Annotated in this window: 22 protein-coding genes; 18 read left to right on the top strand and 4 right to left on the bottom strand. The window is 61.2% G+C overall.

Features of this window, described 5'->3' with window-relative positions; genetic code table 11:
- Window positions 1-108: 108 nt before the first annotated feature.
- The 8 genes from ABIB60_RS00850 to ABIB60_RS00815 all read left to right on the top strand — a co-directional run bounded on the left by ABIB60_RS00850 (window position 109) and on the right by ABIB60_RS00815 (window position 8,690).
- Entirely contained in the window at window positions 109-1,812 is a 1,704-nt protein-coding gene (locus ABIB60_RS00850; RefSeq protein ID WP_354577048.1) for a TonB-dependent receptor, read from the top strand.
- 194 nt (window positions 1,813-2,006) lie between these two features.
- Entirely contained in the window at window positions 2,007-3,185 is a 1,179-nt protein-coding gene (locus tag ABIB60_RS00845) for an HU domain-containing protein (RefSeq protein WP_354577047.1), read from the top strand.
- A gap of 111 nt (window positions 3,186-3,296) precedes the next feature.
- Window positions 3,297-4,031, top strand: a complete 735-nt coding sequence (locus tag ABIB60_RS00840) for a MotA/TolQ/ExbB proton channel family protein (protein WP_315997611.1) — start codon at window positions 3,297-3,299, stop codon at window positions 4,029-4,031.
- Between the two features lie 93 nt (window positions 4,032-4,124).
- The gene (locus tag ABIB60_RS00835) at window positions 4,125-4,535 is read left to right on the top strand and encodes an ExbD/TolR family protein (protein ID WP_315997610.1); all 411 of its coding nucleotides are present in this window, start codon (window positions 4,125-4,127) and stop codon (window positions 4,533-4,535) included.
- Between the two features lie 145 nt (window positions 4,536-4,680).
- Entirely contained in the window at window positions 4,681-5,565 is an 885-nt protein-coding gene (locus ABIB60_RS00830) for a hypothetical protein (protein WP_354577045.1), read from the top strand.
- A gap of 119 nt (window positions 5,566-5,684) precedes the next feature.
- The gene (locus tag ABIB60_RS00825) at window positions 5,685-6,986 is read left to right on the top strand and encodes a bifunctional folylpolyglutamate synthase/dihydrofolate synthase (RefSeq protein WP_354577044.1); all 1,302 of its coding nucleotides are present in this window, start codon (window positions 5,685-5,687) and stop codon (window positions 6,984-6,986) included.
- Between the two features lie 116 nt (window positions 6,987-7,102).
- Window positions 7,103-7,765 (top strand): tRNA (guanosine(46)-N7)-methyltransferase TrmB, encoded by a 663-nt coding sequence (trmB, locus tag ABIB60_RS00820; RefSeq protein WP_354577043.1) that lies wholly within the window; start codon window positions 7,103-7,105, stop codon window positions 7,763-7,765.
- A gap of 91 nt (window positions 7,766-7,856) precedes the next feature.
- Window positions 7,857-8,690, top strand: coding sequence for a maleylpyruvate isomerase N-terminal domain-containing protein (locus ABIB60_RS00815; RefSeq protein WP_354577042.1), 834 nt, complete (start codon window positions 7,857-7,859; stop codon window positions 8,688-8,690).
- 73 nt (window positions 8,691-8,763) lie between these two features.
- Here ABIB60_RS00815 and ABIB60_RS00810 read toward each other — a convergent pair whose 3' ends face one another.
- On the bottom strand, window positions 8,764-9,387 hold the full coding sequence (locus ABIB60_RS00810) for a beta/alpha barrel domain-containing protein (protein ID WP_354577040.1): 624 nt from the start codon (window positions 9,385-9,387) through the stop codon (window positions 8,764-8,766).
- Window positions 9,388-9,723: 336 nt separating this feature from the next.
- On the opposite strand from ABIB60_RS00810, the gene mnmA reads away from it, so the two are divergent.
- The 6 genes from mnmA (at window position 9,724) to ABIB60_RS00780 (ending at window position 17,814) form a co-directional block, all read left to right on the top strand.
- A complete protein-coding gene (gene mnmA, locus ABIB60_RS00805; protein WP_354577039.1) occupies window positions 9,724-10,869 on the top strand; it encodes a tRNA 2-thiouridine(34) synthase MnmA in 1,146 nt (381 codons plus the stop codon).
- 133 nt (window positions 10,870-11,002) lie between these two features.
- Window positions 11,003-11,773, top strand: coding sequence for a hypothetical protein (locus ABIB60_RS00800; protein WP_354577038.1), 771 nt, complete (start codon window positions 11,003-11,005; stop codon window positions 11,771-11,773).
- Window positions 11,774-11,941: 168 nt separating this feature from the next.
- Window positions 11,942-13,639 carry a S8 family serine peptidase gene (locus ABIB60_RS00795; RefSeq protein WP_354577037.1) on the top strand — a complete coding sequence of 566 codons (1,698 nt, stop codon included), beginning with the start codon at window positions 11,942-11,944 and terminating at the stop codon, window positions 13,637-13,639.
- Window positions 13,640-13,831: 192 nt separating this feature from the next.
- A complete protein-coding gene (locus ABIB60_RS00790; RefSeq protein ID WP_315997601.1) occupies window positions 13,832-14,161 on the top strand; it encodes a hypothetical protein in 330 nt (109 codons plus the stop codon).
- Window positions 14,162-14,576: 415 nt separating this feature from the next.
- The gene (gene rpe / locus ABIB60_RS00785) at window positions 14,577-15,260 is read left to right on the top strand and encodes a ribulose-phosphate 3-epimerase (protein ID WP_354577745.1); all 684 of its coding nucleotides are present in this window, start codon (window positions 14,577-14,579) and stop codon (window positions 15,258-15,260) included.
- 10 nt (window positions 15,261-15,270) lie between these two features.
- Window positions 15,271-17,814, top strand: coding sequence for a TonB-dependent receptor (locus tag ABIB60_RS00780; protein WP_354577036.1), 2,544 nt, complete (start codon window positions 15,271-15,273; stop codon window positions 17,812-17,814).
- Here the strand turns inward: ABIB60_RS00780 and ABIB60_RS00775 are convergent.
- From ABIB60_RS00775 to ABIB60_RS00765, 3 genes are all read right to left on the bottom strand, one after another.
- Window positions 17,798-18,655 (bottom strand): sterol desaturase family protein, encoded by an 858-nt coding sequence (locus ABIB60_RS00775; protein ID WP_354577035.1) that lies wholly within the window; start codon window positions 18,653-18,655, stop codon window positions 17,798-17,800. The genes ABIB60_RS00780 and ABIB60_RS00775 overlap by 17 nt on opposite strands.
- A 97-nt stretch (window positions 18,656-18,752) precedes the next feature.
- Window positions 18,753-19,319, bottom strand: a complete 567-nt coding sequence (locus ABIB60_RS00770) for a Crp/Fnr family transcriptional regulator (RefSeq protein WP_354577034.1) — start codon at window positions 19,317-19,319, stop codon at window positions 18,753-18,755.
- 122 nt (window positions 19,320-19,441) lie between these two features.
- Window positions 19,442-20,452: a DUF2911 domain-containing protein gene (locus ABIB60_RS00765; protein WP_354577032.1), complete on the bottom strand. Its 1,011-nt coding sequence runs from the start codon at window positions 20,450-20,452 to the stop codon at window positions 19,442-19,444.
- Between the two features lie 536 nt (window positions 20,453-20,988).
- On the opposite strand from ABIB60_RS00765, the gene hisG reads away from it, so the two are divergent.
- The 4 genes from hisG to hisC all read left to right on the top strand — a co-directional run bounded on the left by hisG (window position 20,989) and on the right by hisC (window position 24,806).
- Window positions 20,989-21,840: an ATP phosphoribosyltransferase gene (gene hisG / locus ABIB60_RS00760; RefSeq protein ID WP_354577031.1), complete on the top strand. Its 852-nt coding sequence runs from the start codon at window positions 20,989-20,991 to the stop codon at window positions 21,838-21,840.
- Window positions 21,841-21,961: 121 nt separating this feature from the next.
- Entirely contained in the window at window positions 21,962-23,263 is a 1,302-nt protein-coding gene (gene hisD / locus ABIB60_RS00755; protein WP_354577030.1) for a histidinol dehydrogenase, read from the top strand.
- Between the two features lie 79 nt (window positions 23,264-23,342).
- Entirely contained in the window at window positions 23,343-23,678 is a 336-nt protein-coding gene (locus ABIB60_RS00750; protein ID WP_354577028.1) for a hypothetical protein, read from the top strand.
- A 75-nt stretch (window positions 23,679-23,753) separates the two neighbouring features.
- Window positions 23,754-24,806 carry a histidinol-phosphate transaminase gene (gene hisC, locus ABIB60_RS00745; protein ID WP_354577027.1) on the top strand — a complete coding sequence of 351 codons (1,053 nt, stop codon included), beginning with the start codon at window positions 23,754-23,756 and terminating at the stop codon, window positions 24,804-24,806.
- Window positions 24,807-24,867: the final 61 nt, after the last annotated feature.

Raw genomic sequence — 24,867 nt, 5'->3', positions numbered from 1 at the left:
ATAATTGGTTGATAATAAGAAATAAACCCTGAGTAATAGGAGAGAGGCTGCCAGCAGCTTACAGGCCTAGACCCCAGCTTTTCTCCTTACTTGAGTTTCCCAGATAGAATGACAAATTCGTCGAAACTGCTGGCCGCTGCGGCCCTGCTGACTGCCACCGCCCACGGTACTGATTCCTGGGCACAGAAGACGCGCGGCAAGATTGAGGACGCGGAAATTGAGATTGTAAAGGAGCGGGTGAACGAGCTGCCCGAGGCCACCCGCAACTTCGAAAAAGTAAAGATTGAGGCCCCGGCCAAATCCACCGAGCCCGTCAACTACTCCTTCTCCGATTTCCGCCTGCCCGCCGATAAGCTGAATCCCTCGGTGCGGGTACTCACCATCCGCCAGGAGGAGTTGGCCCCCCTCACCGGTAACTACCTGAAGGCGGCCCTGGGCAACTACGGCACCGCCTACGGCCGGGCCTACCTGCACAACACCCGCTCCGAAGCCGGCAGCTACGGCCTCGACTTCAAGCACCTCTCGTCGGCCAACGGCCCGGTGGACCGCCGCAACTCCGGCCAGAGCCAGACCAGCTTGGGCCTGAACGGCGAAACCTACCAAGGCCCGCTGGTGCTGGGCGCGAAGGTGGACGTGGGCCGGGAGCGGTACAACTTCTACGGCTACAATAGCAATGTGCTGCGTGAGCTGCCCAAAGCCGACAGCATCAAGCAGGTGTTCAAACGCGCAGCCATCAAGGTGTATGCCCGCAACCGAGCCAAGGACGCGGCTTTCCAGTACGACTTGGGCCTGGGCTTCAACTACTGGTCTGACTTCTACAACGCCCGGGAAAGCAACGTGTACGCCACCCTGCGCTCCGGCTACAAGCTGGGCGAAACCAGCCGCGTAAGCGTGAACGGCGACGTCTCGTTCATCTCCCACAAGGACTCGCTCACCGTGAGCCGACCCTTCGTGCAGGTAACGCCCGCCTACGAGCTGACCCTGGACCGGCTGGCCGTCTCGGTGGGGGCCACGCTGGGCTATACCGGCGACACCATCGGCAACGCCCGGCAGTTCAATGTGTATCCGGCTGTGCGGGCGGGATACACGGTCACGGAGGACAAGTTCGTGGTGTACGCGGGCTTGGGCGGCGCTATTCAGCGCGTAACGATGTACGACCTGACCACCGAAAACCCCTGGCTGGCTCCCAACGTGCGCGTGGCCGATACCCGTCGCGGACCCACGGTATACTTCGGGTTCCAGGCCGCGCCGGCCCGGGCTCTGGAGTTGAACGCCCGGGTTACGCTGAGTAACGACCGGAACCTGTACTTCTACAACAACTCCCGCCGCGACTCCAGCAAGTTCGACTTGGTGTACGACCCCAAAGCCACCCAGCTGGTCAACGTGCACGGCGAAATCATCTACAACGCCGCCGAGCAATTTCGCCTGGGTTTCAAGGCCGATTATAACGGCTACAACGTGAAGACGCTGGCCGAAGCCTTCCATCGTCCGGCCTTCCAGGGTGTACTATTTGGCTCCTACAACTTCTACAACAAGCTGCTGGTGGGGGGTGAGCTCTACACCTACAGCTCCAGCTACGGCACGGGTCGGGTCGGTACTCCCTCTTCGCCCATTCCCGAATCCGGCTACCGCTATGTTGTGCGCCCCACCGACTCGGTAATCGACCTGAATCTGCGGGCTGATTACCGGATTATGGAAAATCTGAGCATCTTTGCTTTAGGCAACAACCTCATTGGCCGCAAGTATGAGCGGTTCCTGAACTATCCGGTGAAGGGAATCAACGTGCTGGCTGGCGTAACGTATGACTTTTAATTCGGCGCTGATTTAATGCGGAACCAACCAGCTAATCATCTGTCATCCTGAGCACAGCGAAGGACCTTGCCCCGCCTGAACGCATAACCAGATTGGTTGTGAAAGCGGGGCAAGGTCCTTCGCTGTGCTCAGGATGCGGGGTGTTTTAGCTGTTTTCCGCCCGGCGTTTTTTCTGTACCAGTACCCGCAACCGAATGCTTTCTGACCATATCCGCACCTTGCTACGGGACCATGACTGCGTCATTATTCCTGATTTTGGTGGCCTGATTGCTGACTATGCGCCCGCCCAAATTCACCCGGTGCGGCACACGCTGGCTCCGCCGGCCAAGCGCGTAGCCTTCAACCAGTCGCTCACCCGCAACGACGGGTTGCTGGTAGATGCCCTGAGCGCCCAACTCAGCATTAGCACCGCCCAGGCCCGCCAGTTGGTGCGCGAGGCAGTGCTGCGCATGGAGCAGGAGCTGGAAAGCGGTGCGCGCACCGAGCTGAACGGGGTAGGCGTTTTCCGCCGCACCCCCGGTCGGGGCCTGGAGTTTGAGTATGCCGGCGGCCAGAACCTGTTGAGTTCCAGCTTCGGTTTGCCCGAGCTCGTGTCGCGCCCCGTGCGCGCTACGGACGCCCTGCTGGCCCGGGAGCGCCCTACTCCGGCACCCTTGCTGGCCGCATCCCGCTCGAAAAAAGTGGCCCGCGCTTTCCGCACGGTAGGCACCGTGGTTATTGCCGGGCTGGTACTATCAGCCAATTACTTCTTCGCCGATATGTTCGGCTACCTGCCCGAGCAGCTGCGCCTGCCGCTGCCGGCCGTAACGGCCACAGCTCCGGCCGCGGAGGTGGTGGCACCCCCGGTACGTAGCCAGCAGGCCACTTTGGCCAACCCTTCGTCGGAGCTAACTGCTACCCCCACGCCCAGCGTGGCCCCCGAGCCAGCCGCCGCGGCAGTGGCTACAGCTCCGGCCGCCACGCCAGTTGTCGTGAGCCGCCCCGCCGTAGTAGCTACGGTCGTGGTTAAGCCAATTGTTAAGCCAGCGGTGCAAACCGTAAAAGGCAAAGCAGCCGCCAAGCCGGCCGCTAAAGCGCCGGGCTGGGAAAAAGCTGCCGCCACCAATGCAACCAATGGAGCCGCTTCTTCGACAATTAAAAGCCGCACGGGTCGTTATTACATCGTAGCCGGTTCCTACACCAGTCTCGCCAATGCCGAGAAGGGTCGGCAGGCACTGGTGCGGTTGGGGCACCCGGCCCGCGTGATTCTGCCGGCTGCCGGTAGCCGCCAGTATATGCTGTCGGCCGCCGACTATCCAGACCGCGCTTCGGCCGACCGCCAGGCCAGCATTCTGCGCAAGCGCCTTGGCGACTTGTGGATCAAAAATTACTAACCTCCCACTTGACGTACTACTACGCATTTGTGAAAAGCTAAAATACTCAGGGCTACCTAATTAAGGTCCTGGTGTTTTAGCTTTTCTTTTGCTTCTCACTTTCTCTCCCGCATGACGCACCTGCTTTCCTTGCTGCTGCAACTCCAGGTTGGCGACGCGGCCCCCGCCGCTACGCCCGCCGCCGCTGCTGACTCCGCTGCTACGGCTGCCAACGCCGCGGCAGCTGCCGCGCCCGGCCTCTCGCTCATCGACCTGATTCTGGCCGGGGGCTGGATTATGGTGCCGTTGTTTTTGCTCTCGTTTATTTCCATTTACATCATTCTGGAGCGCTACATCACTATCCGCAAAGCGGGAGCGGTGCCCGAGTCGTTCATGCCCGGCATCCGCAACCTGATGGTAAAGGGTGATTTGCAGGGGGCCAAGATGCTGTGCGCCCAAAACTCCACGCCGCTGGCCCGCATGATTGAGAAAGGTATCCGCCGGATTGGCCTGCCGCTCAAGGAAATCGAAACCAGCGTGGAAAACGTGGGCAAGATTGAAATTGCCCGCCTTGAAAAGAATATCAACGTGCTGGGCATTATTGCGGGCGTGGCCCCCATGCTCGGTTTCGTGGGTACCATCATCGGGGTAATCAAGATTTTCTACGCCATTAGCTCCACCGGCGACTTTGGTATTGCCCAGATTTCGGGCGGTCTGTACACCAAAATGGTGACCTCGGCGGCGGGCCTCATCGTGGGTATCATTGCCCACGTCGGCTACCACTGGCTCAGCATCATGGTGGAACGCATGGTGTTCCGCATGGAAAACTCGGCCATCGAGTTCATGGACATTCTTCAGGACAACTAGAGGTGAACTTGTGAAAGGTGAAGTTGTGAATCGATTCTCGGCTCATTCGGCACTTTTACCCTTCACAACTTCACCTTTCACAATTTCACCGCAATGGACCTCAGCCGGCGTCGTAAGCTTTCCTCCCACGTCGAGACCAGCTCGATGAACGACATCATGTTCTTCCTGATGCTGTTCTTCCTGATTGTGTCGACGATGGTGAACCCTAACATCATCAAGCTCATGCTGCCCAGTGCCAAAAGCAGCAAGCAGATGATGAAGCAGCCCATTACCATCTCCGTGGATGCTGGCGGCTCGTACTTCATTGACCGCCAGCCTACCACGGCCCAGCAGCTGGAAGCTGAGCTGCAGCGCCGCACCCAGGGCCTGGAAAGCCCCACGGCCGTGCTGCGGGTAGATGCTTCCCTGAACGTGCAGAAGCTGGTGGACATTCTCGAAATCGGCAACCGGCTCAAGATTAAGATGGTTATGGCCACTCAGGCCCAGCAGGCCGCCAGCAAGTAGCCGGCCCCACGTCCCTGAACCAGGAACGGTCGTTTTGTCGTTCAGGATTATAGCATACGCCCCGTCTACCGCCTTGCGGAGCGGGGCGTCCGGTTTACCGGAACAGGATACCGCCTTGAGGCCGCGCCCTTACACTAACAACAACATGGCAACTGACTATCGGGAAGAACACCGGCGCGAGGCCCTGATTGGCACCGTGGCCCTGCACGCGGTTCTGGCGGCGCTATTCATCTTTACCGTGTTCAAGGGCCCCGATCCGCCGCTGGAAGCCCTGGGTGGCGACGGGGTGGAACTGAACTACGGGGTGGATGAGGTAGGCTCCGGCGACATTCAGAGTCAGGCGCCGGCCAACGAGTCGCAGAACCGGGAAGACAGCCGCCCGCCCGCCGCCCAGCCCGACCCCACGCCGCCCCAGCCCACCGCCCAACCCGACCCCACGCCGCCCAGCGAGACGCGCGTAGTCACCAGTGAGGCCGAGGAAAGCCCCGTAACGGCTCCGCCCGCTGAAAAACCCGCCCCGCCCCGGGAGGAAGTGAAGCCCACGCCCCCCAAACCCAAGGTTGACCAGCGCGCCGTATTCACGCCCCGGGCCAACAGCAACGCGGGCGGCGGCAACGGCGTGAACGGCACCAGCAACGCGCCCACCGGCAACAACAACGGCGACAACCCCGGCACCGTGGGCGACAAAGGCGACCCGCGCGGCACCTACGGTGGCACGGCCTACTCCGGCGAGCCGGGCAGCGGCGGCCGCGGCACCAGCCCCGGCAGCGGCGGCCTGGAAATGGCCGGCTGGGCCGTGGTCAGCAAACCGGATGTGGCGGGGGTTGATAATAACTCCGGCTTCGTGCGCTACAAAATCAAAATCAACGCCGACGGTGAGGTAGAAGCCGTAACCAAGGTTTCCGGCAACGTATCACCGGCCCAGGACAGGTTGTGCCGGGATGCCTTGGAGAAGGTAGAGTTCCGGCGCACCAGCTCGGCCGAGGGCGGAGCCACCGGCTTCTACACGTTCCGCTTCACGGTGCGGTAGGCTTGCTCGAAACGCAGTAACAACACGCCACCCTGGCCACAGGGTGGCATGTTGCTTTTCAGGGCATGTCTGCCAGTGGTGGAGTTGCTACCTTTGTAGTCTGCCCATTGCTACCCCTCATGACCTACCAGCAAACCCTCGACTTTCTCTACCAGCAGCTGCCCATGTTTCAGCGGGTGGGCGAGGCGGGGTACAAGCCGGGGTTGCAGCGCACGGAGGAGCTGGCAGCGGCCATGGGTAACCCCGAGCGGCAGCTGCGCTGCGTGCATGTGGCCGGTACCAACGGCAAGGGCAGCTCCTCGAACATGCTGGCCGCGGTGTTGCAAGCGGCGGGCTATAAGGTGGGCCTCTACACCTCTCCCCACCTCAAGGAATTCACGGAGCGCATCAAAGTAAACGGTCAGGACCTGGACCCCGATTACCTGGTGCAGTGGGTGGCAAAGTGGCGCGGACTGTTTGATGAGGTGCAGCCCTCGTTTTTTGAGATGTGCGTGGCGTTGTGCTTTGATTACTTTGCCCAGCAACAGGTTGACGTGGCCGTAGTGGAAGTGGGCCTGGGCGGCCGGCTGGACTCCACCAACATCATCCGCCCGCTGGTTTCGCTCATCACCAACATCAGCCTCGACCACCAGAACCTGCTGGGCGAGACGCTGCCGCTCATTGCGGCCGAAAAAGCCGGCATCATCAAGCCCGGCGTGCCCGCCATCATCAGCCAGACCCAGCCCGCAGTAGCCGACGTATTCCGGCTGAAAGCGGAAGCGGAAGGTGCCCCGCTGCTATTTGCCGATGCGCGGTTTCGTGTGGAGCTAGCACAGCAGCCGGCTCCCGACGAGCCCACCCAGCACCTGCGCGTGCTGCACAACAACGCGGCCTACGTGGATGATGTGGAACTGGGCTTAGTAGGCGACTACCAGCGTCTGAACCTGCCCGGCGTGCTGGCTACCGTGGAAGAGCTGCGCCGCCAGGGCTACCACATCAGCGAGCAGGCCCTGCGCCGCGGCCTGCGCGACGTGCGGGCACTGACCGGTTTCAAGGGCCGCTGGACGATACTGGGCCTCCAGCCGCTGGTAATCTGCGACACGGGGCATAACGAGGCGGGCATCCGTTTCATAACCGAACAGCTGGCGCGGCTACCGTACCGGCGGCTGCACGTTGTGCTGGGGGTGGTGCAGGACAAGGATGTGAGTAAGATGCTGAGCCTGCTGCCCCGGGAGGCTACGTATTATTTTTGCCAGGCCACTATTCCGCGGGCTTTGTCGGCCGATGAGCTGGCGGCCAAAGCTGCGGCGGTCGGCTTGTTTGGAGCCGTGCACGGCCCGGTGTCCCAGGCCGTGGCGGCTGCCCGCGCTGCCGCTCAGCCCGATGATGTAGTCTTCATCGGGGGCAGTACCTTTGTGGTGGCGGAAATTGAGGAGCTGTAAAGTCGTTGTTCGTTTTTGGTTGTTGGTTTTTCGTTGGTGGCAGAACGCATCAACGGCTTCCAACCACTGAAATCGAGCAACGAACAACCAAAAACCAACCACGAAAAACCAACCCAGTGAGTCGCGTAAAACTGAAGCGCTTTGCCGATAATGCCGAACGGCCCGATGTAGTAGAACCCGGTAAAGCCACCTATCAGCAGCTCGGCGGCCGCTGGCACCAGGAGTTCTTTTACCACCCACACCCGATTACCCTGGAAGTAGGCTGCGGCAAGGGCGAGTACACGGTGGGCCTGGCCGAGCGGTACCCGGAGCGCAACTTTCTGGGGCTGGATATCAAGGGCGAAAGAATCTGGCGGGGCAGCACCCGGGCCGAAGCGTTGGGCCTGAAAAACGTGGGCTTTATCCGCACCCGCGCCCACGACCTGCTCACCCACTTTGCCCCCGGCGAGTTGCACGAAATCTGGATTACCTTCCCCGACCCGCGCCCCCGCGACCGGGACATTAAGCGCCGCCTCACCGCCCCGCGCTTCCTGGATTTGTACCAGCAGATTCTGCGCTCCGGCGGCCTGATTCACCTCAAAACCGACAACGAGGACCTGTTCGACTACTCCCTGGAAACCGTGCAGCAGCGTCTCGGTGCTACCGTGGTGGCCCACACCAAGGACCTCTACGCCACGCCCGAATTGCTGCCCCACGCCGAGGACATCCAAACCACCTTTGAGCGCAAATACCGCACCTTGGGCGTTCCTATCAAATACCTGCAGTTTCGGGTAAGCTAAACTCGGTAGCCGCCTGGAAAGCAGCAGAAAGGGCGCAGCCAATGCAGGCTGCGCCCTTTCTGCTATACTTGGCCCGCAAATAACCTGCCTGATGGAGCCGGTTGCTATACCTCAAACTCTACCGCTCTTCCCGGAACTGGATAACCGCCTGCTGGAAGTACTGCGCAGCCTAAACTCCACTGATTGGCAGCGGCCCTGGCGGGGCTGGGGCTGGACGGTGCATGATGTGGCGCTGCACTTGCTGGATGGCAGCTTACGCAGCGTATCCATGCTGCGGGACGGGCATTTTGTTGGTGCCGGCCCCGCCAGCGGTGCGTATGCGGATGTGGTAACCTACCTCAACCAGCTCAATAAAAGCTGGGTGGAGGCCGGGCGGCGGCTCAGCCCGGCCGTGCTGATTGGGTTGCTAGAATACGCCGGCCCGCAGTACACGGCCTTGCTACACCACCTGAATCCGGCCGCACCGGCGGCTTTTTCGGTGGCTTGGGCCGGGGAGGAGCATTCTACCAACCATTTCCACATAGCCCGCGAGTACACCGAAAAATGGCATCATCAACAGCAAATCCGGCAGGCAGTGGGGCAGCAAGATGCCCTGCTGCAAGTAGGGCTGTACCGGCCGTTTCTGGAAACCTGCCTGCAAGCACTGCCTCACCACTACCGGGAGGTTGCCGCCCCCGTCGGCACGCTGCTGCGGGTGGCGGTTACCGGGCAGGGGCACTGGGAACTGCGGCGGGAAGAAGCTGGCTGGAGGCTGGGGCATCTGCCCGGGGCTGCCGCCACCGCCACCATAGAGTTGCCGGCCCCGCTGGCCTGGCGGCTGTTCACCAAAAGCCTGCCGCTACCCCAGGCTGCCGCCCTGCTGACCCTGAACGGACCGGAGTGGCTCACTGCTCCCTTTCTCTCTACGCTAACGGTAATGGCGTAGCTTTAAGCGGGGCACCTGCCGCCGCCCGGCACTACCAAGCGGCGGCAGGTGCCCTGTAGCTAAATGCAGGCGGTTATTCCTCTTCTAGCTGCTCAAACACGGCTTCCATTTCATCGAAGTCGCGCAGGCCGGGCTTGATTTCGTCGCCGCCTTGCAGCACAATGCCCGCAGGCCGGACGGTATCGGCCAGGGTACGTAGGGTTTCAGGGGCGAAACCAGCCCCCAGCCAGATGCTGTACGTGCGGGCTTGCTCGGTGAGGCGCAGCATGGCCGCCGCGTTGGGCAGGGGGGAAGGCGGAGTAGCCAGCACGAAGCCCTGGTAGTACGGGGCCTGCTCCCGGAAACGCAGGTCCACGTCCTCGGGCATCATGTCCGGAATCCAGTTGATCAGCTTCAGGGCGGGCACGGTTAGCTGGGCCAGCTCCTCGGCGGGGCGGCGGCGGTGCAGTAGCACGGCCTGCAGCCCACATTGCGCCACCAGGGCGTTAATTTCAGCCACGGGCAGCGTATCAAACTCGCCAATGAGCTGCACGCCGGCCACCCAGCCGCTGAGCTCCTGCATGGCCTGCGGCGTCAGATAATCGGCAAAAGCGGGGTCGAGGCGAAATGTGAGCGAATCAGCCCCCATGCCGGCGCAGTAACGGGCGTCGGAGAGGTTATTGATGCCGCGCACCATCACGGGAAGTAACAAAGCCATAAGAAGAGAAACGAAAGGCGGAAAACAGCCCCGACGCTACCGCCGTTGCCGCTGCAATAATCGGGACTTCTGCGTGAATTGTTGAGTGGGCAGATAGGTGTAAGGTGCATACGTCTGTCATGCTGAGCGAAGCGAAGGATCTTCTCCCGCTGCAACGGCTGGTTCATGTGGAAGAAGATCCTTCGCTCTGCTCAGCATGACAAGGCTTTTTGATGGCAGGGCCTTATAGTGCATCAACTCACCTATTCCCTCATGTAACCATCCACCCGTCCCGCTTTCGTATCTTTGCGCATTCGGCCGGAACCTTTCACGCTTCGGGCGCAATTTGATTCACGTATGAATACAACGAAAGGACGGGTGCTGGTGGCCATGAGCGGCGGCATCGACAGCTCCGTGGCAGCCGTGATGCTGCACGAGCAGGGGTATGAGGTGGTGGGGATGACCATGAAAACCTGGGACTACGCCTCGGCGGGCGGCAGCAAGAAAGAAACCGGCTGCTGCTCCCTCGACAGCATCAACGACGCCCGCCAGATTGCCGTGGAGCTGGGCTTCCCGCACTACATCATCGACATCCGGGACGAATTCGGCGACTTCGTCATCAGCAACTTCACCGAGGAGTACCTGGCCGGGCGCACCCCCAACCCCTGCGTGCTCTGCAATACCCACATCAAGTGGGATGCCCTGCTGCGCCGGGCCGATCAGCTGGGCTGCGAGTTCATTGCTACCGGCCACTACGCCCAGGTGCGCCAGGAAAACAGCCGCTACGTTATCAGCAAGGGCCTCGATGATAACAAGGACCAGAGCTATGCCCTCTGGGGCGTAACCCAGGAAAGCCTGGCCCGCACGCTGTTTCCACTAGGGCAGTTGCGCAAAACGGCCATCTACGACTTTGCCCGGGAGCGGGGCTTTACTGAGCTGGTAAACAAGCCCGAGAGCTACGAAATCTGCTTTATTCCCGACAATGACTACCGGGGCTTCCTGCGCCGCCGGGTGCCGGGCCTGGAGGAGCGCGTGGCCGGGGGGGAGTTTGTGCTGCGCGACGGCACCGTGGTGGGCAAGCATGAGGGCTACCCGTTCTACACTATCGGGCAGCGCAAGGGCCTGGGCGTGGCGCTGGGTTTCCCGGCCTACGTAACGGCTATTGACCCCGACACCAACCGCGTGGTACTCGGCAACTTCGATGATCTGGCCAGCACCCGCACGGTAGTGGGCAAGCTCAATATGGGTAAATACGCTTCCCTGGAAGGCCGCGGCCTAGTACCGAGCACCACCAAAATTCGCTACAACCACGATGGTTCCCCGGCGTTTCTGGAGCAGAAGGGCGACAAAATTTACGTGTACTTCGAGGAGGCCGTGCACGCCGTGACGCCCGGTCAGGCCGCCGTATTCTACGATGGGCAGGACGTGCTGGGCGGGGGCTGGATTGAGCGCCACACCATTGGCGAAATTCCGGAGCCCACCGCAGCGGTAGCTCTGCACTAAGCGGCCGGTCGGAATTAACTAAGCGGCCCGGGCACTTGTCCGGGCCGTTTGCGCGTTGCAACGGCGACCCGGCCTGGTTGCGTAATGAATTCCTGTTAAACCTGTGGTACTTTCAGGGCGCTAACTGTCTTCTATGAAAAAGAATTATTCCGCTTATTTCCCGGCCCTGCCAACTACGGCGGCGTGGCTGGGCCCGGTTCTGCTGCTGGCGGCCGTAGCGGGCTGCCAGAATGAGACCGTGCAGCTGCCCAACCCCGGCCCCGAATACTATCCCGTGGCCGTGGGGGCGTACCGGATTTATGATGTGGCTGATACCAGCTGGCGCAACAACGTACCCACGGCCAGCCGCTTTCAGTTTCGGGAGCAGGTAGCCGCCGAACTCAGCCCCGATGCCACCGGCCAGCCCGTGTACCGCGTCGTCCGTTCCCGCCGCGCTACCCCGGCTGATGCCTGGGCTACAGACTCGGTGCTGACCGTGACGGTAGGCCGCCAGACGTTGACTGAGCAGCGCAACGGGCGTCGGACGGTAGAATTGGTGTTCCCGGTAGTGGAGGGAAACTCCTGGAACACGGACACGTTTTTCGCTCCGGATACCTCCAGGGTACTCAACCGCGTGCCTAACCGGTATTACCGCCAAGCGGGGCAGGCCTTCAGCATTGCCCGGGCCGGCAAAACGTATTCTTACCAGAACACCGTCACCACCCTTAATGACCTGGATGCCGCCAACGGAATAAACGTTTGTGGCACTACCGTGCTGCGCACAACGTATGCGGAAGGAATTGGGCCCGTGTACCGGGTACGGCGGCGCTTTTCGCATGAGCTGAGTGGTTCCGGTACCTGCAACCCCGCCATCAAGTACCTGGGCCAGTCGCGCAGTGAGGTGCTGATTGAAAGCGGTAACTAGCTTTCCGAGTAGCTGGCGTGAAGCCACCGGTAAAAACCCTGCCCGGAGCTTCGGTTCCGAGCAGGGTTTTTGCCTGTTAAATCATTCCTGAAAACGCAGCAGTTGCGGCGCGAAACTGTGAATTTTCCAGGCTGCGTTGTATCTTCCGGCACGTCAATCCTATTCTGAATGACCTCGTCCCGCCTCCTGCTTATTGTTGGCCTGAGTTTGCCACCTTCGCTTACGGTTACGGCTGCTCCTGGCCCGCCGCTCACACCCACCAAAACCACCGGTACGGTGCGCAAGCACCTGGTGTATTTTAAGGATAAAGCCGGCACGCCGTTCTCGGTGGCGCAGCCGCAAGCTTTTTTATCTACCCGAGCCATTCAGCGCCGCCAGCGCCAGAATATTGCCGTGCTCCCGCGGGATTTACCCGTGTCGCCGGCCTACGTGCAGCAGGTAAAGGCCGTTTCCGGGGCGCAGGTGTGGTATACGTCCCGCTGGTTTAATGCCGCCGTGGTTGCCTGCGACTCGGCTACGCTGCTGCAGGTACAGGCTCTGCCCTGCGTGCGCGCGGCCCAAACCCTGAACCGGGGCCTGCCCGGCACCCGCAAGCCGAAAGGCGAGGACACCGACCAGCCCCCGGTGCTGGAACGCGGCACCCGCAGTCAGTACGGCAAGGCCTTCACCCAGGCCCAGATGATTGGAGCCGTGCAGATGCACGATGCCGGCTTTCGGGGTGAAGGCATGCAGATTGCCGTATTTGATGCGGGCTTTCCGGGGGTGAATTCCGCCTCGGCCTTCGCCTCCATATTCCAGGAGCAGCGTTTGGCCAGTACCTTCAATGTGGTGGACAAGAATACCCAGGTGTACACCCGCAACAACCACGGCACGCACTGCCTTTCCACCATTGGCGGCAACGAGTCGGGTTCCTACATCGGCACTGCTCCCAAAGCTACTTTCCGCCTGTTCATTACGGAGGATGCCGCTTCGGAACATCCCATTGAGGAAGCCAACTGGCTGATTGCGGCCGAAAAAGCCGATTCAGCCGGCGTGGACGTGATTAGCTCCTCCCTGGGCTACAGCACCTTCGACTTTCCTTCTATCGACTACACCTACGCCAACATGAACGGGCGCACGGCCATTTCTACGCGGGCGGCTACCGTAGCGGCCCGGGTGGGGATGGTGGTGGTGAGTTCGGCCGGTAACGAGGGCAACGGCACCTGGCGTTATATCACCGCCCCGGCCGATGCCGATTCCATCCTGACCGTGGGCGCTGTTGACTCGCTATCGGCAGTGGCGGGCTTCAGCTCCCGGGGGCCCACGGCCGATGGCCGCATCAAGCCCAACCTGGCCGCTATGGGGGTGCAAACGGCCATTGTAAGCGCGAGTGGGGCAGTTACCCGGGGCAATGGTACGTCCTATTCCTGCCCGGTGCTGGCGGGTATGGTAGCCGGGTTCTGGCAAGCCAACCCCACGCTCACGGCCCAGCAGGTCATTAGCCTGTTGCAGCGCTCCGGTACCCGCGCCGGCACTCCCAACGACGAAATAGGTTACGGGTTGCCCAACTTTGTGCGGGCCTATAACCTGGCCAACCCCGGCACGCCCCTGGCCGCGGCCCCGCCCGCCCCGCGCCAGAACCTGCTAATTTACCCCAACCCCAGCAAGGATGATGAGCTGTACCTGCACCTGGCCGTCGACTTTCAGGCTGTACCCCTGCAAGTGCACATCTACGACAGCCGGGGGGCGCTGGTAGCCGAGCAGCAGGTAGCACCTACTTCGGCTGCAGCCGTGCGCCTGAAGCCGGGCGTACTCACCAAGGGAGTATATACCTGCCGAATTAGTAATGGGCGTGAGCAGCGCACCGTTCGGTTTGTGAAGCTCTAAACCAACTTTCCTTCAGCCACCAAAAAAGCAGGCCACACTGGTCTGCTTTTTTCTTGCCGTTTACCTGGATAACTAATATAATTGGCTTTATAATTGCGAATAATTTTAGTAAATTGTCTCGCTTTTCAGGCAGTACTTCCTGCCAGTTGAAAAGCTCTTTTTGTCAGCAGATTCACACTAAACTTCTTGTATATGTTGCAGATGATGGTCACCAAGCGCCTGGGTAAGCGCCAGTTTCACTTCACCGTTCAGGGTGCCAATTTTCACGAAGTGGTAGCGGAGTATGACCGCCTGAGCTTTCCGGATGTAAACAAGTGCGGCGTATGCGGGTCGGATAATCTGGACCTGACCGCCCGCGAGGCGCAGGGCAAGTTCAAGTACACCTCACTCAAATGCCTGGATTGCCGCGCCGACGTGACATTCGGCAAACGCCAGGACGACGACCAGACCGTGTTTTTGCGCAAAACCGAGGATGGTAAGCTGGATTGGCGGGCCTGGGAAAAGGAGCCGGCTACTAAGTAGATTGCCTTTTCTGGGGCTCCATCCTCCACTAGGCTGAGTGGACAGTCACGCTTCTCACTACCAAGCGGAACGTCATGCCGATCCGGAGGCCAAGCATCTCGCGTGCTGAGGTTGAAGTTACTAGCACAACCTCAGCACGCGAGCTGCTTCGTCCCTGGCTCAAGGCGCCACATGCTCGGCATGAGGTGGCGTTATGTAGGCTTGCTTGTTCTGTCCACACAGCCTAGTAAAGCGCTGGTGTACCTGCTTGGCCGGGTGCACCAGCGCTTTTTTTGTGGCCAACATACTACTGGGAGTGGCCTGCCGTTCTTTTGGCCATCCTGGCGCTTTATCGCGTAGCCGGGCTTTTCCTGCGGCATCGTATTACTATCAGGGGCTATTCCGTTACTTTCGCGCTATGAATCCAACCCGTCGCATGGCGCCGTTGCTGGCTCCCTCCTTACTTGCCGCCGATTTTGGCAATCTGCAGTTTGAAACCGAGCGGCTGGCCGGCTCCGCCGCCGACTGGCTGCATTTTGACGTAATGGATGGCCGTTTCGTGCCGAATATCTCCTTCGGCCTGCCGGTGCTGCAGGCCGTGCACCGCCACGCCAAGCAGCCCATTGATGTGCATTTAATGATTGAGGAACCCCAACATTTTCTGGGTGCTTTCCGCGACGCGGGTGCTGCCAATATCACTGTGCATTATGAGGCCTGTACCCACCTGCACCGCGTAGTGCAGCAAATCAAGCAGTTGGGCTGCCGCGCCGGCGTGGCCCTGAACCCCCACACGCCGGTGAGTGTGTTGCAGGACATTGCCGCCGACCTCGACCTGGTATGCGTGATGTCGGTAAACCCCGGCTTTGGGGGCCAGGCCTTCATTCCGAACACCCTGCGCAAAGTGGCGGCCCTGAAAGAGCTGCTGGTGGATTGCGGCTCCGAGGCCCTGATTGAAATTGATGGGGGTGTGACCCTGGATAACGCCGGCGCCCTGGTAGAAGCCGGGGCCGACGTGCTGGTGGCCGGTTCCTTCGTGTTCAGCTCCCCCGATCCCGTAGCCACCCTGGCCACTATGCGCCAGCAGCTGGGAGCCGCCGTGAACAGTGCCGAGCTTACCTAGCCTTCCCCGAATGCCAGCAATTTTCCGCGCCCAGTTCCGGGCTCAGTCGGCGGTGTGGCTGGGGCTGCTTGTGGCCCCCGTAGTACCGGCCCTGTTGCCCGCGCCGGCGCAGGCCCAGCAAACGAGCCGGGTGCTGCTCACCGGCACCGTGCGCGACGCGGCGGGCCGGCCCCTGGAGCAGGTGGCCGTGGGCGTGGAAGGCATGCCCGGCGGCACCAGCACCGACGACCGGGGCCGCTTCGCCCTGAACGTAGTGCGGCCTTTGGGTAGCAAACCGCCCGTGCTGGTTATCCGCCGCCTGGGCCACCGCACCGAGCGGATTCAGCTGGATTTGAGTAGTCAGCGGGAGTTGGTCCTGACGATGCAGGAAGACAGCCGGGCCCTGGGCAACGTAACGGTGCGGGGCCGCACTGAGGCGGCTGACACCCGCGAGCAGGTGAGCATTCTGCAGCTGGAACCCCGCACGGCCAAGGAAATACCTTCGCCCTTCGGCGACTTTTCGGCGGTGCTCAAAACCCTGCCCGGCGTGGCTAGCACCAACGAGCTGACCAGCACCTACTCGGTGCGGGGCGGCAACTACGAGGAAAATCTGGTGTACGTGAACGGGTTTGAGGTGTACCGGCCCTTCCTGGTTACGGCTGCTATCCAGGAGGGCCTGAGCTTTGTGAACCCCGATTTAGTCAGCCGCATTGAGTTTTCGACCGGGGGCTGGCAGCCCAAGTACGGTGACAAGCTGTCCTCGGTGCTGGACATTCAGTACACGCAGCCCGACCGGTTTGAGGGTTCCGCTACGGCCAGCCTGGTGGGCGGCACGGTGCACGTCGGGGCCGCCTCGGCCAATAAGCGGGTGAGCTACCTGGCGGGAGTGCGCTACAAAAATGCCACGTACGTGTTCAACTCCCTGCAGCAGCAGCAGGGCGGCTACAACCCCACCTTCTACGACGGCCAGAGCCTGATAACCCTGAACCTGGGGCCCAGGGACAACCTGGAGCGCACCGGCCTGAGCATCTTCAACACGTTTGCCCACAATGATTTCCGCTTCAACCCCGAGAGCGGGCAAAGCTCCTTCAGCACCGGCACCAACCAACTCTCCCGTCTGTATATCGGCTACGGCGGGCGGGAACGGATGCAGTACGACATGTACCAGGGCGGGCTGCGTTTGCATCACGACGCGGCGCGCAACCTGCGGCTGGAGCTGTTGGGCGGGCTGCTCTATTCCCGGGAGTTTGAGTACCGCGACGTGGAGGCGGCTTACAGCATTGCCGAAATCAACCGGGACCAAAACTCGCCCGATTACGGGGGCGACCTGAACCGGCGCGGCTTGGGCTCCCGGTTTCAGCACTCCCGCAACAACCTGCTGGCCCGCATTGCCAGCCTGGAAACCCGCGGCACCTGGACGCCCGGCGAGCGAAATACGGTGCGCTGGGGCCTGAAAGTGGGGCAGGAGCAGATTGAGGATGAACTAAACGAATACAGCTTCGTGGACTCGGCCGATTATGTGCCGGAGTTCCGCCGGACCCGCCTGCGCTCCAACCTGAACCTGAAAAGTACCCGCACCCAGGGCTACCTGCAGCACACCATCCGGTTCGACTCCCTGCGCACGCTCACCTACGGGGCCCGCGCCAGCTACTGGACGGTAAACCGCCAGGTTACCTTTAGCCCCCGGGTGCAATATTCCTTTGTTAGTGCCCGCAACCCCCGGCTGGCCTGGAAAGCGGCGGTGGGCCTGTACCATCAGCCGCCGTTTTACCGGGAGCTACGCTACCAGACCGGGGCCCCCCAAAGCCAGGAAGGCGTACTAAACCTGGATTTGCGCGCCCAACGCTCCCTGCACTTTATTGTGGGCAATGAGCTGCGCTTTACCCAGTGGGGCCGCCCGTTCCGCTTCACCGGTGAGGCCTATTACAAGTACCTCACCGATGTAGTGCCCTACGACATCGACAACGTGCGCCTGCGCTACCAGGCCCAGAACAATGCCCGCGCCTACGCCGCCGGCCTTGATGCCCGGGTGAGTGGGGAGTTTATTCCCGGCACGGAATCCTGGTTTAGCCTGGGCGTGCTCACCACCCGTGAGAATCTGGCCGCCGACTCCATCAATACATTCGATGCCAACGGGGGCATCACCGGCCGCGTGCCCAAAGGCTACATTCGCCGGCCTTCGGATCAGCGGCTGAATCTGGGCGTATTTCTGCAGGACAATTTGCCCGGTAACCCCTCGGTGAAAGGCTACGTGAACCTAGTATTTGGTACCGGCCTGCCCTTCAGCCCCCCCGATGCGCCCGATTTGCGCGGTACCAGCAAGCTTACCCGCAGCTACAAGCGCGCCGACCTGGGCTTTACCAAGGTGCTGAGCCTGCGCTCAGAAGCTGAGCAGCAGCAGGGCCGCGCCGTGCAGCTCCGTAGCCTCTGGCTGAGCCTGGAAGTGCTCAACGTGCTGGGCGCCGACAATCTGGCCGGCTACAACTACATCCAGGACCTGAACGGGGTAACGTATTCCGTACCCAACTTCCTTTCCCGCCGCCTGGTGAATCTGCGCGTTATTGCCCGGTTTTAGGGCGTTTGGGCTGCGTTTTTGCTGGGTAGTTGCTGGGTAGTTGCTGGTCCTCGCCGGGTTCCTGGTGTACGTCGCGGAAGCACAGCATTGGGAGGAGGCGTTCCTCCTTATCAGCGTCGAAGCCACAAGTGGCCTGGAATGTCCGCGGATTGTGGTAAGTGCCGAACAGCCAGTCCCAGAGCGGTAAGTCGCCGTAGTTGTGGCTGTGCTTCTGGTACTGGTGGTGAATACGGTGCATTTCGGGACGCTGAAATACGTAGCCGACCCACTGGGGCGTGCGCACGTTGGTATGGTAGAAAAACTCCCCCAGGGCCGTGCAGAGGGTGTACAGGGCCCCGGCCGCCGGACTCAGGCCCAGCACCGTAAAAACCAGCAGCCCACCCAGTACGGAGTTAACCATCATTTCGAGCGGGTGCTTGTAAAAGGAGGTAATCACCTCAATGCGTCGGGGGCTGTGATGAATCTGGTGAAAGTGCAACCACAGGAAATCAACGGTGTGCCGCCACCGGTGCCACCAGTAAAATACGAACGTGGCCGCAACGTAAGCCAGCAGGCCGCCCGCCACCGGGCCCACGTGCCGGGAAAGGTGCAGCAGGGAATACTCTGCCAGCCACTTCTCCCAACTTATGCCGGCCAGCAGTACCACGCCCAACTGGGCCCCGTTGATGGCCAGCACGCGGAGCGGCCAGGACGAAATGCGCGGCAGCGGCCAGCCCGGAACCAGCCGTTCCAACACGAAGCAGCCCACGAATACCGCCAGAATATAGCCGAGGGTGGGCGGGAAATCCAGCTTGGGCAACAACGAGAAGTCACAGCTGGCCAGAAAGTAAAGGGAAAGCATAAGGGTTGACGTTTGGTGAAACCATGCGTCAAAAGTCTCCTGTATGGGCCTCACTTCCCTTGATATTTGTCAAGAACGACGGCTCAAGAAAGGCGGCTTAGCCGCGGCGGGCGCGCAAGCGGCTCAAGGTTTCGGGCGTGATGCCCAGGTGGCTGGCCAGCAGCTTAAGCGGCACGCGGCGGGCTACATCCGGAAACTGCTGCACCAGCAGCGCGTACCGCTCGGTGGCCGGCAGCATGCGCAGGTGCAGCGCCCGTTGTTCACTCAGCACGTAATACTGCTCCGTGAGTACCCTGCCAATGTAATTGAACTCGGGAAACTGCTGGTAGAGGGCCTGCAAGTGGTCCTGGGTGATAAACCAGAGCACGGAATCCTCCAGGGCCTGCAGGTATTCGTGGGAAGGCTGCCGGGAGAAAAAGCTGAGAATGGCCGCCACGAAGTGGCCCTCGGGCATAAACCAGGCCGTGACTTCCTTGCCATCCTTCAGGTAAAAGCCCCGAATTAGCCCACTTTCCAGGAAGTAGAGCTTGTGGGCCGTGTGGCCCGGTTGCAGCAGCAGGCTGCGGGCCGGAGCCGTTTCCCGCCCCACCAATTGGCGCAGGGCCGCCTCCAGCCCCGGGGAAAGCGGGTGAATAGCGTGGCAGCGGGCAATGAAGGCCTCCATAGAAGCAAATAACAGCCAAAAGGAGAAAGTAAGCTAACGTCAGCACGTAAAAAGGCAGCGCGGCTACGTCCTAGTGGGAAGCCGTAGCCGCGCTTTGACTTTTTACTTGCTCCCTTTGACTTCTAATACGCCTTCGCCTGCCACTCGGTGAGGGCAATGCGCATGCCCGGCAGCTGCGACTTAAAGGCGGTATCCTCCTTGTCGCCGAGCTTGATGGCCTTGCGGGCGTACACGATGGCCGTGCCGAAATCCTGCTGCTGGGCCAGCAAACGGGCCTTGATCCAGTTGTTGGTGGCCGCATCCTGCAGCTTCAACGACTCATTAATCCACGTAAGGGCGCGCTCGGGCTGAATGTTATTCTGCACCAGATAATCGGCGGCCTGGGCCAGCAGCTGCCAGTCATCAGGTTTCTGCTGCAGTACCTGCTCAATGCCCACTAGCACCTGCTTGTGCACTTCCGTTTCGATGAGCAGGGTGAGGGTGCGCTTTTCCCAGGTGAGGTTGAGGTGGGCACCGGTGGGCTTGATGTCGGAAAACCAGTACGTGAGGTTTTCGTGGTAGGGGGCCGTTTCGGGCATCACCGGCACCCGAATTATATCGTCGCGCTGGTCGTAGCCCTCGGCTCCCCAGTGGGTAGTCACGCGGTTCAAGGCCAACTCCCAGTCCCGGTCCTGGTGGGGTACCACGTAGTAGGAGTACTGCCCGGCCGGCACCAACTGCCCCCGCAGCAAAACCGGGGTAGAAAAGCGGATGAGCGTGTTTTCATTGGCACCGGCCCGCCACACCTGGTCGTAGGGCACCAGCCCGCCCCACACCGTGCGGTTACGCACCGCCGGCGCGTGGTAGTCTACCGTTACTTCCGTGAGCCCAAACGTTTGCGAAACCGACGCCCGGGGACTGGCTTGGGGCAGGGGCAGCTGAATGGCGGGCACGCCAGCGGCCGGAGCCGCCATGCCGCTTGGCACCGCGCTGGCGGGCGTAGTAGGTACGGGCTGGGATGAGGCAGGAGTGGGGGCTGGCTCAGAAGAAGCTGGGGAGGTGGCCGGGGCCGTCTGGGCCCGCACGAGCTGAGGCGCACAAGCCAAACTTAGCCCCATGCCCCAACAAAGAGCCGATAAGCGAATGGTAAACATAGCGGAAAGCAACAGGTGAGGCGGAAAAACCGCAACGGGCAACCCCATCGGAGTGGTGGGCTCCGAAACAATGGTGCCAGAATGGCGGCTCTGGGGCAGAAAAGGCAAAGGTCCGGCTTTTATGGTAAAAATTCGGTGAAAAAGTTTTCAACTCTGGCCGTCGCGCTTACCTTTGCCCCGTTACCCCGAGCCCCGTATGCCCTTCTCCGCGCTTTTCCTGAGCCCCATGAGCCATCTGGCCGCCCCCGCTGCGGGCCGCCTGGCCGGGCCCTGCGCGTCTGAGACTCAGCATCACCATCATCACGGGCACCATTCCTCTTTCTAGAGGAATATACGCATCATATTGACCCCGTTGGGCGAACCGCAACCGGTTCCCCGGCCCCCGAAAATCAGGTGGCCCGGCCAAATTATGGCCATTTCCCAACGCTGGGGTCTGCTTCCCCGTTTCCCCACCAACTCATCCTTGAATTGCGGTTGCGCACCGGGCAAAATCACCCACTGCCGACTCCCGAATTCAACATTTACTTCCCAACGACATGCTCCGTCTGGCCATCCAGAAATCGGGCCGCTTAAGCGAAGACTCCCTGAACCTGATTCGGGAGTGCGGCATCAGCTTCCTCTCGGCTTCTTACAAGCTCAAAACCGAAGCCACCAACTTTCCCCTCGAAATCCTCTACCTGCGCGACGACGACATTCCCGGCTACGTGCAGGACGGTGTGGCCGACCTGGGCATCGTGGGCCAGAATGTGCTGGTGGAAGCCGGCTTTCCCAACCTCGAAGTAGAAGGCCTGGGCTTTAGCAAGTGCCGCCTGAGCCTGGCCGTGCCCCGCGCCGCCGCCTACGACTCCATTGAGGATTTACAGGGCGTGAACATTGCCACCTCGTACCCCCGCATTCTGGGTGATTACCTCGCCGAGCGCGGCGTGAAAGCCAACCTGCACACCATCAGCGGCTCGGTGGAAATTGCCCCCAGCATTGGGCTGGCCGAGGCTATTTGTGATATTGTGAGCAGCGGCTCCACGCTGCTGGGCAACGGCCTGCGCGAGGTGGAAACTGTATTCCGCTCCGAAGCCGTGCTCATTGCCAACCAGAACCTGAGCGCTGAAAAGCAGGAATTACTGGAGCAGCTGCAGTTCCGGATGCAGGCCGTGCGTCGCGCCCGCCGCAACAAGTACATCGTGCTGAATGCGCCCGTGGCCGCCCTCGAGGCGGTGAAGGCTTTGCTGCCCGGCATCAAGTCGCCGACGGTGACCAAGCTGGCCGAGGAAGGCTGGGTATCGGTGCAGTCGGTGGTGAACGAGGACGATTTCTGGCACATCACCAGCCAGCTCAAAGCCGTCGGCGCCGAAGGCATCCTGGTACTCCCGATTGAGAAAATGATTTCGTGAAGAAGCTAGGAGTTAGGAGATAGAAGCAAGGAGTCAGGAGTTAGAATCAAATTGGTGTTTCTCGTCCTATTCCAACTCCTTGCTTCCAACTCCTAGCTCCTAACTCCTAACTCCTTTAACCATGAACATCTTCCAATATCCGGTACAAGCTGAGTGGGCGGCGCTGCAGCAGCGGGCGGCCCAGCAGCAGGCCCAGGACGTGGAGCAGCGCGTGCAGCAGATTTTTGAGGATGTGCGCCAACGCGGCGACGCGGCCCTGCTCGACTACGCCCGGCAGTTCGACGGGGCTGACCTCGCGGGTGGTTTGCGCGTGGGTCCCGAGGAGCTGGCGGCCGCCGCGGCCCAGGTGCCGGCTGAGCTGCAAACGGCCATCCGGCAGGCGCACGCCAATATTCTGCGGTTTCACCAGGCGCAAATTCCCCAGGAGGAGCGGGTGGAAACCATGCCGGGCGTAAGTTGCTGGCGGCGGGCGGTGCCCGTGCAGCGGGTGGGCCTCTACATTCCGGGCGGCACGGCACCCCTGTTCAGCACCCTGCTGATGCTGGGCGTGCCCGCCCGCCTGGCCGGCTGCCCCGAAATCGTGCTCTGCACCCCGCCCCAGAAGGACGGCTCAGTGAATCCCATCATCCTGTTCACAGCCCAGCTGCTGGGAATCAGTGCCATCGTGAAAGCCGGCGGGGCCCAGGCCGTGGCCGCGCTGAGCGGCGGTACCGGTTCGGTGCCGGCCGTGGATAAGATATTCGGCCCCGGCAACCGCTACGTGACGGCCGCCAAGCAGCTGGCCACCCGCTACGGCGTGGCCATTGATATGCCGGCCGGCCCTTCGGAGGTGCTGGTTATTGCCGACGCCACGGCCACGCCGGCCTTCGTAGCCGCCGACCTGCTCAGCCAGGCCGAGCACGGCCCCGACTCCCAGGTGATTCTGCTGTCTGATTCCGTAGCTATACTGGAGCAGACGAAAGCGGAAATTGAGCGCCAATTGCGGGAGTTGCCCCGGGCGGAAGTTGCCGCCCAAGCCCTCACCGAGAGCCGCGCCATTCTGCTGCGTACGCCGGAGGAAATGCTCTACTTCTCGAACCAGTACGCGCCCGAACACCTGATTCTGGCCGTAAAAAATCCGGAACAGCTTGCTGAAGGCGTGACCAACGCCGGCTCCGTGTTCCTGGGCCACCTCACCCCGGAAGCCGTGGGTGACTACGCCTCGGGCACCAACCACACGCTGCCCACCAACGGCTACGCTCGCAACTACAGCGGCGTGTCACTGGATTCGTTCCTGAAGAAAATCACCTTCCAGCGCCTCACCCCCGAAGGCCTGCTGAACGTGGGCCCCGTGGTAGAAACCATGGCCGAAGCCGAAGGTCTCCGCGCCCACGCCCGCGCCGTCACGCTCCGCCTGGAAGCCCTGGCCGGCAGGGAGCAGTAAAGATTGGATGAAGTAGACCGTCATTCCACCCCTCGCGAGGAATCTCGCTTGCCTGCGTCAGAGTCTATTTGGTTGAAGTATGAAAGTGCAAAGTCAAATCATGAGCTATTCCACGCTTGAAACCACGCGTACTTGCCTGGCCAGTGCTGGAGCTGTTCAATTGGCTCTTTCAATTTCTCAAATTCTTGCGGGCACTCCGCTTGAAAAACCGTTGCTGCATAATGCCCCGCAGCAGATTTGGACCAATCAGTATGTTGTGTATCTCACAACTGACGAAATAGAGTCTATTCGTGAGATTCTCTTCAATGCTGAGGCTGCTTCAGTTAGAAGTGATGGCGAGGCAACAGAACAGACTAGTTTCTATGCATCATTAGTTGATGTATGGAGTGACTTGTTCGATCAGGCAAAGCAATAGAGATGCTTCGGCAAGCTCAGCGTGACGCTCTACAAAATCCGCGAAATCCGAATAATCCGTCTAAATCCGTGATTCATGTTTAATCTCGATAGCCTCGTACGCCCCAACCTGCGGGATATGAAGCCCTACTCGTCAGCCCGCGACGAATTTCAGGGCGAGGCCCAGGTCATGCTCGACGCCAACGAGAACAGCCTCGGCAGCGCCGGCCCCGACCAGTTCAACCGCTACCCCGACCCGCTGCAACGCGCCGTGAAGCAGGAGCTAGCCCAGCTTAAAGCCGTGCGCCCCGAGCAGATTTTCCTCGGCAACGGCTCCGATGAGGCCATCGACCTGCTGGTGCGCCTCACCTGCGTGCCCGGCCACGACAGCCTGCTGATCCTGCCGCCCACCTACGGCATGTACGAGGTGGCCGCCAACCTGAATGATGTGCGCGTAGAGCGTCTGCAGCTGACGCCCGATTTCCAGCTCTCGCCCGAAATCGTGGCCGGCGTGCTGGCTTCCGACGCCAAAATCGTGTGGCTCTGCTCGCCCAACAACCCCACCGGCAACCTGCTCCACGCCCAGTACATAGAGGAAATCCTGCGCGGTTTCCGTGGGCTGGTAGTGGTAGATGAGGCCTACGCCGATTTCGCCGCCGCCCTCAGCTGGACCACCCGCCTGGCCGAATTCCCGAACCTGGTGGTGCTACAAACCTTCTCGAAGGCTTGGGGCCTGGCCGGCCTTCGCCTGGGTATGGCCTTCGCCTCGCCGGAAATCATCGGCTACCTCAACAAAATCAAGCCGCCCTACAACGTGTCGGAGGCCACGCAGCGCTTCGCCCTGCAGGCCCTGCGCGACACCGACCGGTTTGAGGCGCTGCGCGAGCAGCTGCTGGTAGGTCGCGACTGGCTGGCCGAGCGACTGCCCGCGCTGCCCATCGTGGCAGAGGTGTTTCCCTCGGATGCCAACTTCCTGCTGGTCCGTTTCCACTCCGATGCCACGGCCGTTTACGATTTCCTGGTAGCCCGGGGCATCATCGTGCGCAACCGCACCACTCAGCCCGGCTGCGCCGGCACGCTCCGCCTCACCGTGGGTACCCCCGCCGAGAACGAGCTGCTGCTCCAGGCTCTGCGGGAATTTGCGGGGTAGTATATATAAGGAGTAAAGTATGGCATGCGGAGGTTGCCGAAGCATCTCTACCGTTTCGTTG

The organism is Hymenobacter sp. UYP22 (assembly GCF_040547285.1).
In the GTDB taxonomy this organism is placed as follows: domain Bacteria; phylum Bacteroidota; class Bacteroidia; order Cytophagales; family Hymenobacteraceae; genus Hymenobacter.
Note: the sequence above shows the minus strand (reverse complement) of the source record. Positions and strands in the feature narration are given on the sequence as shown.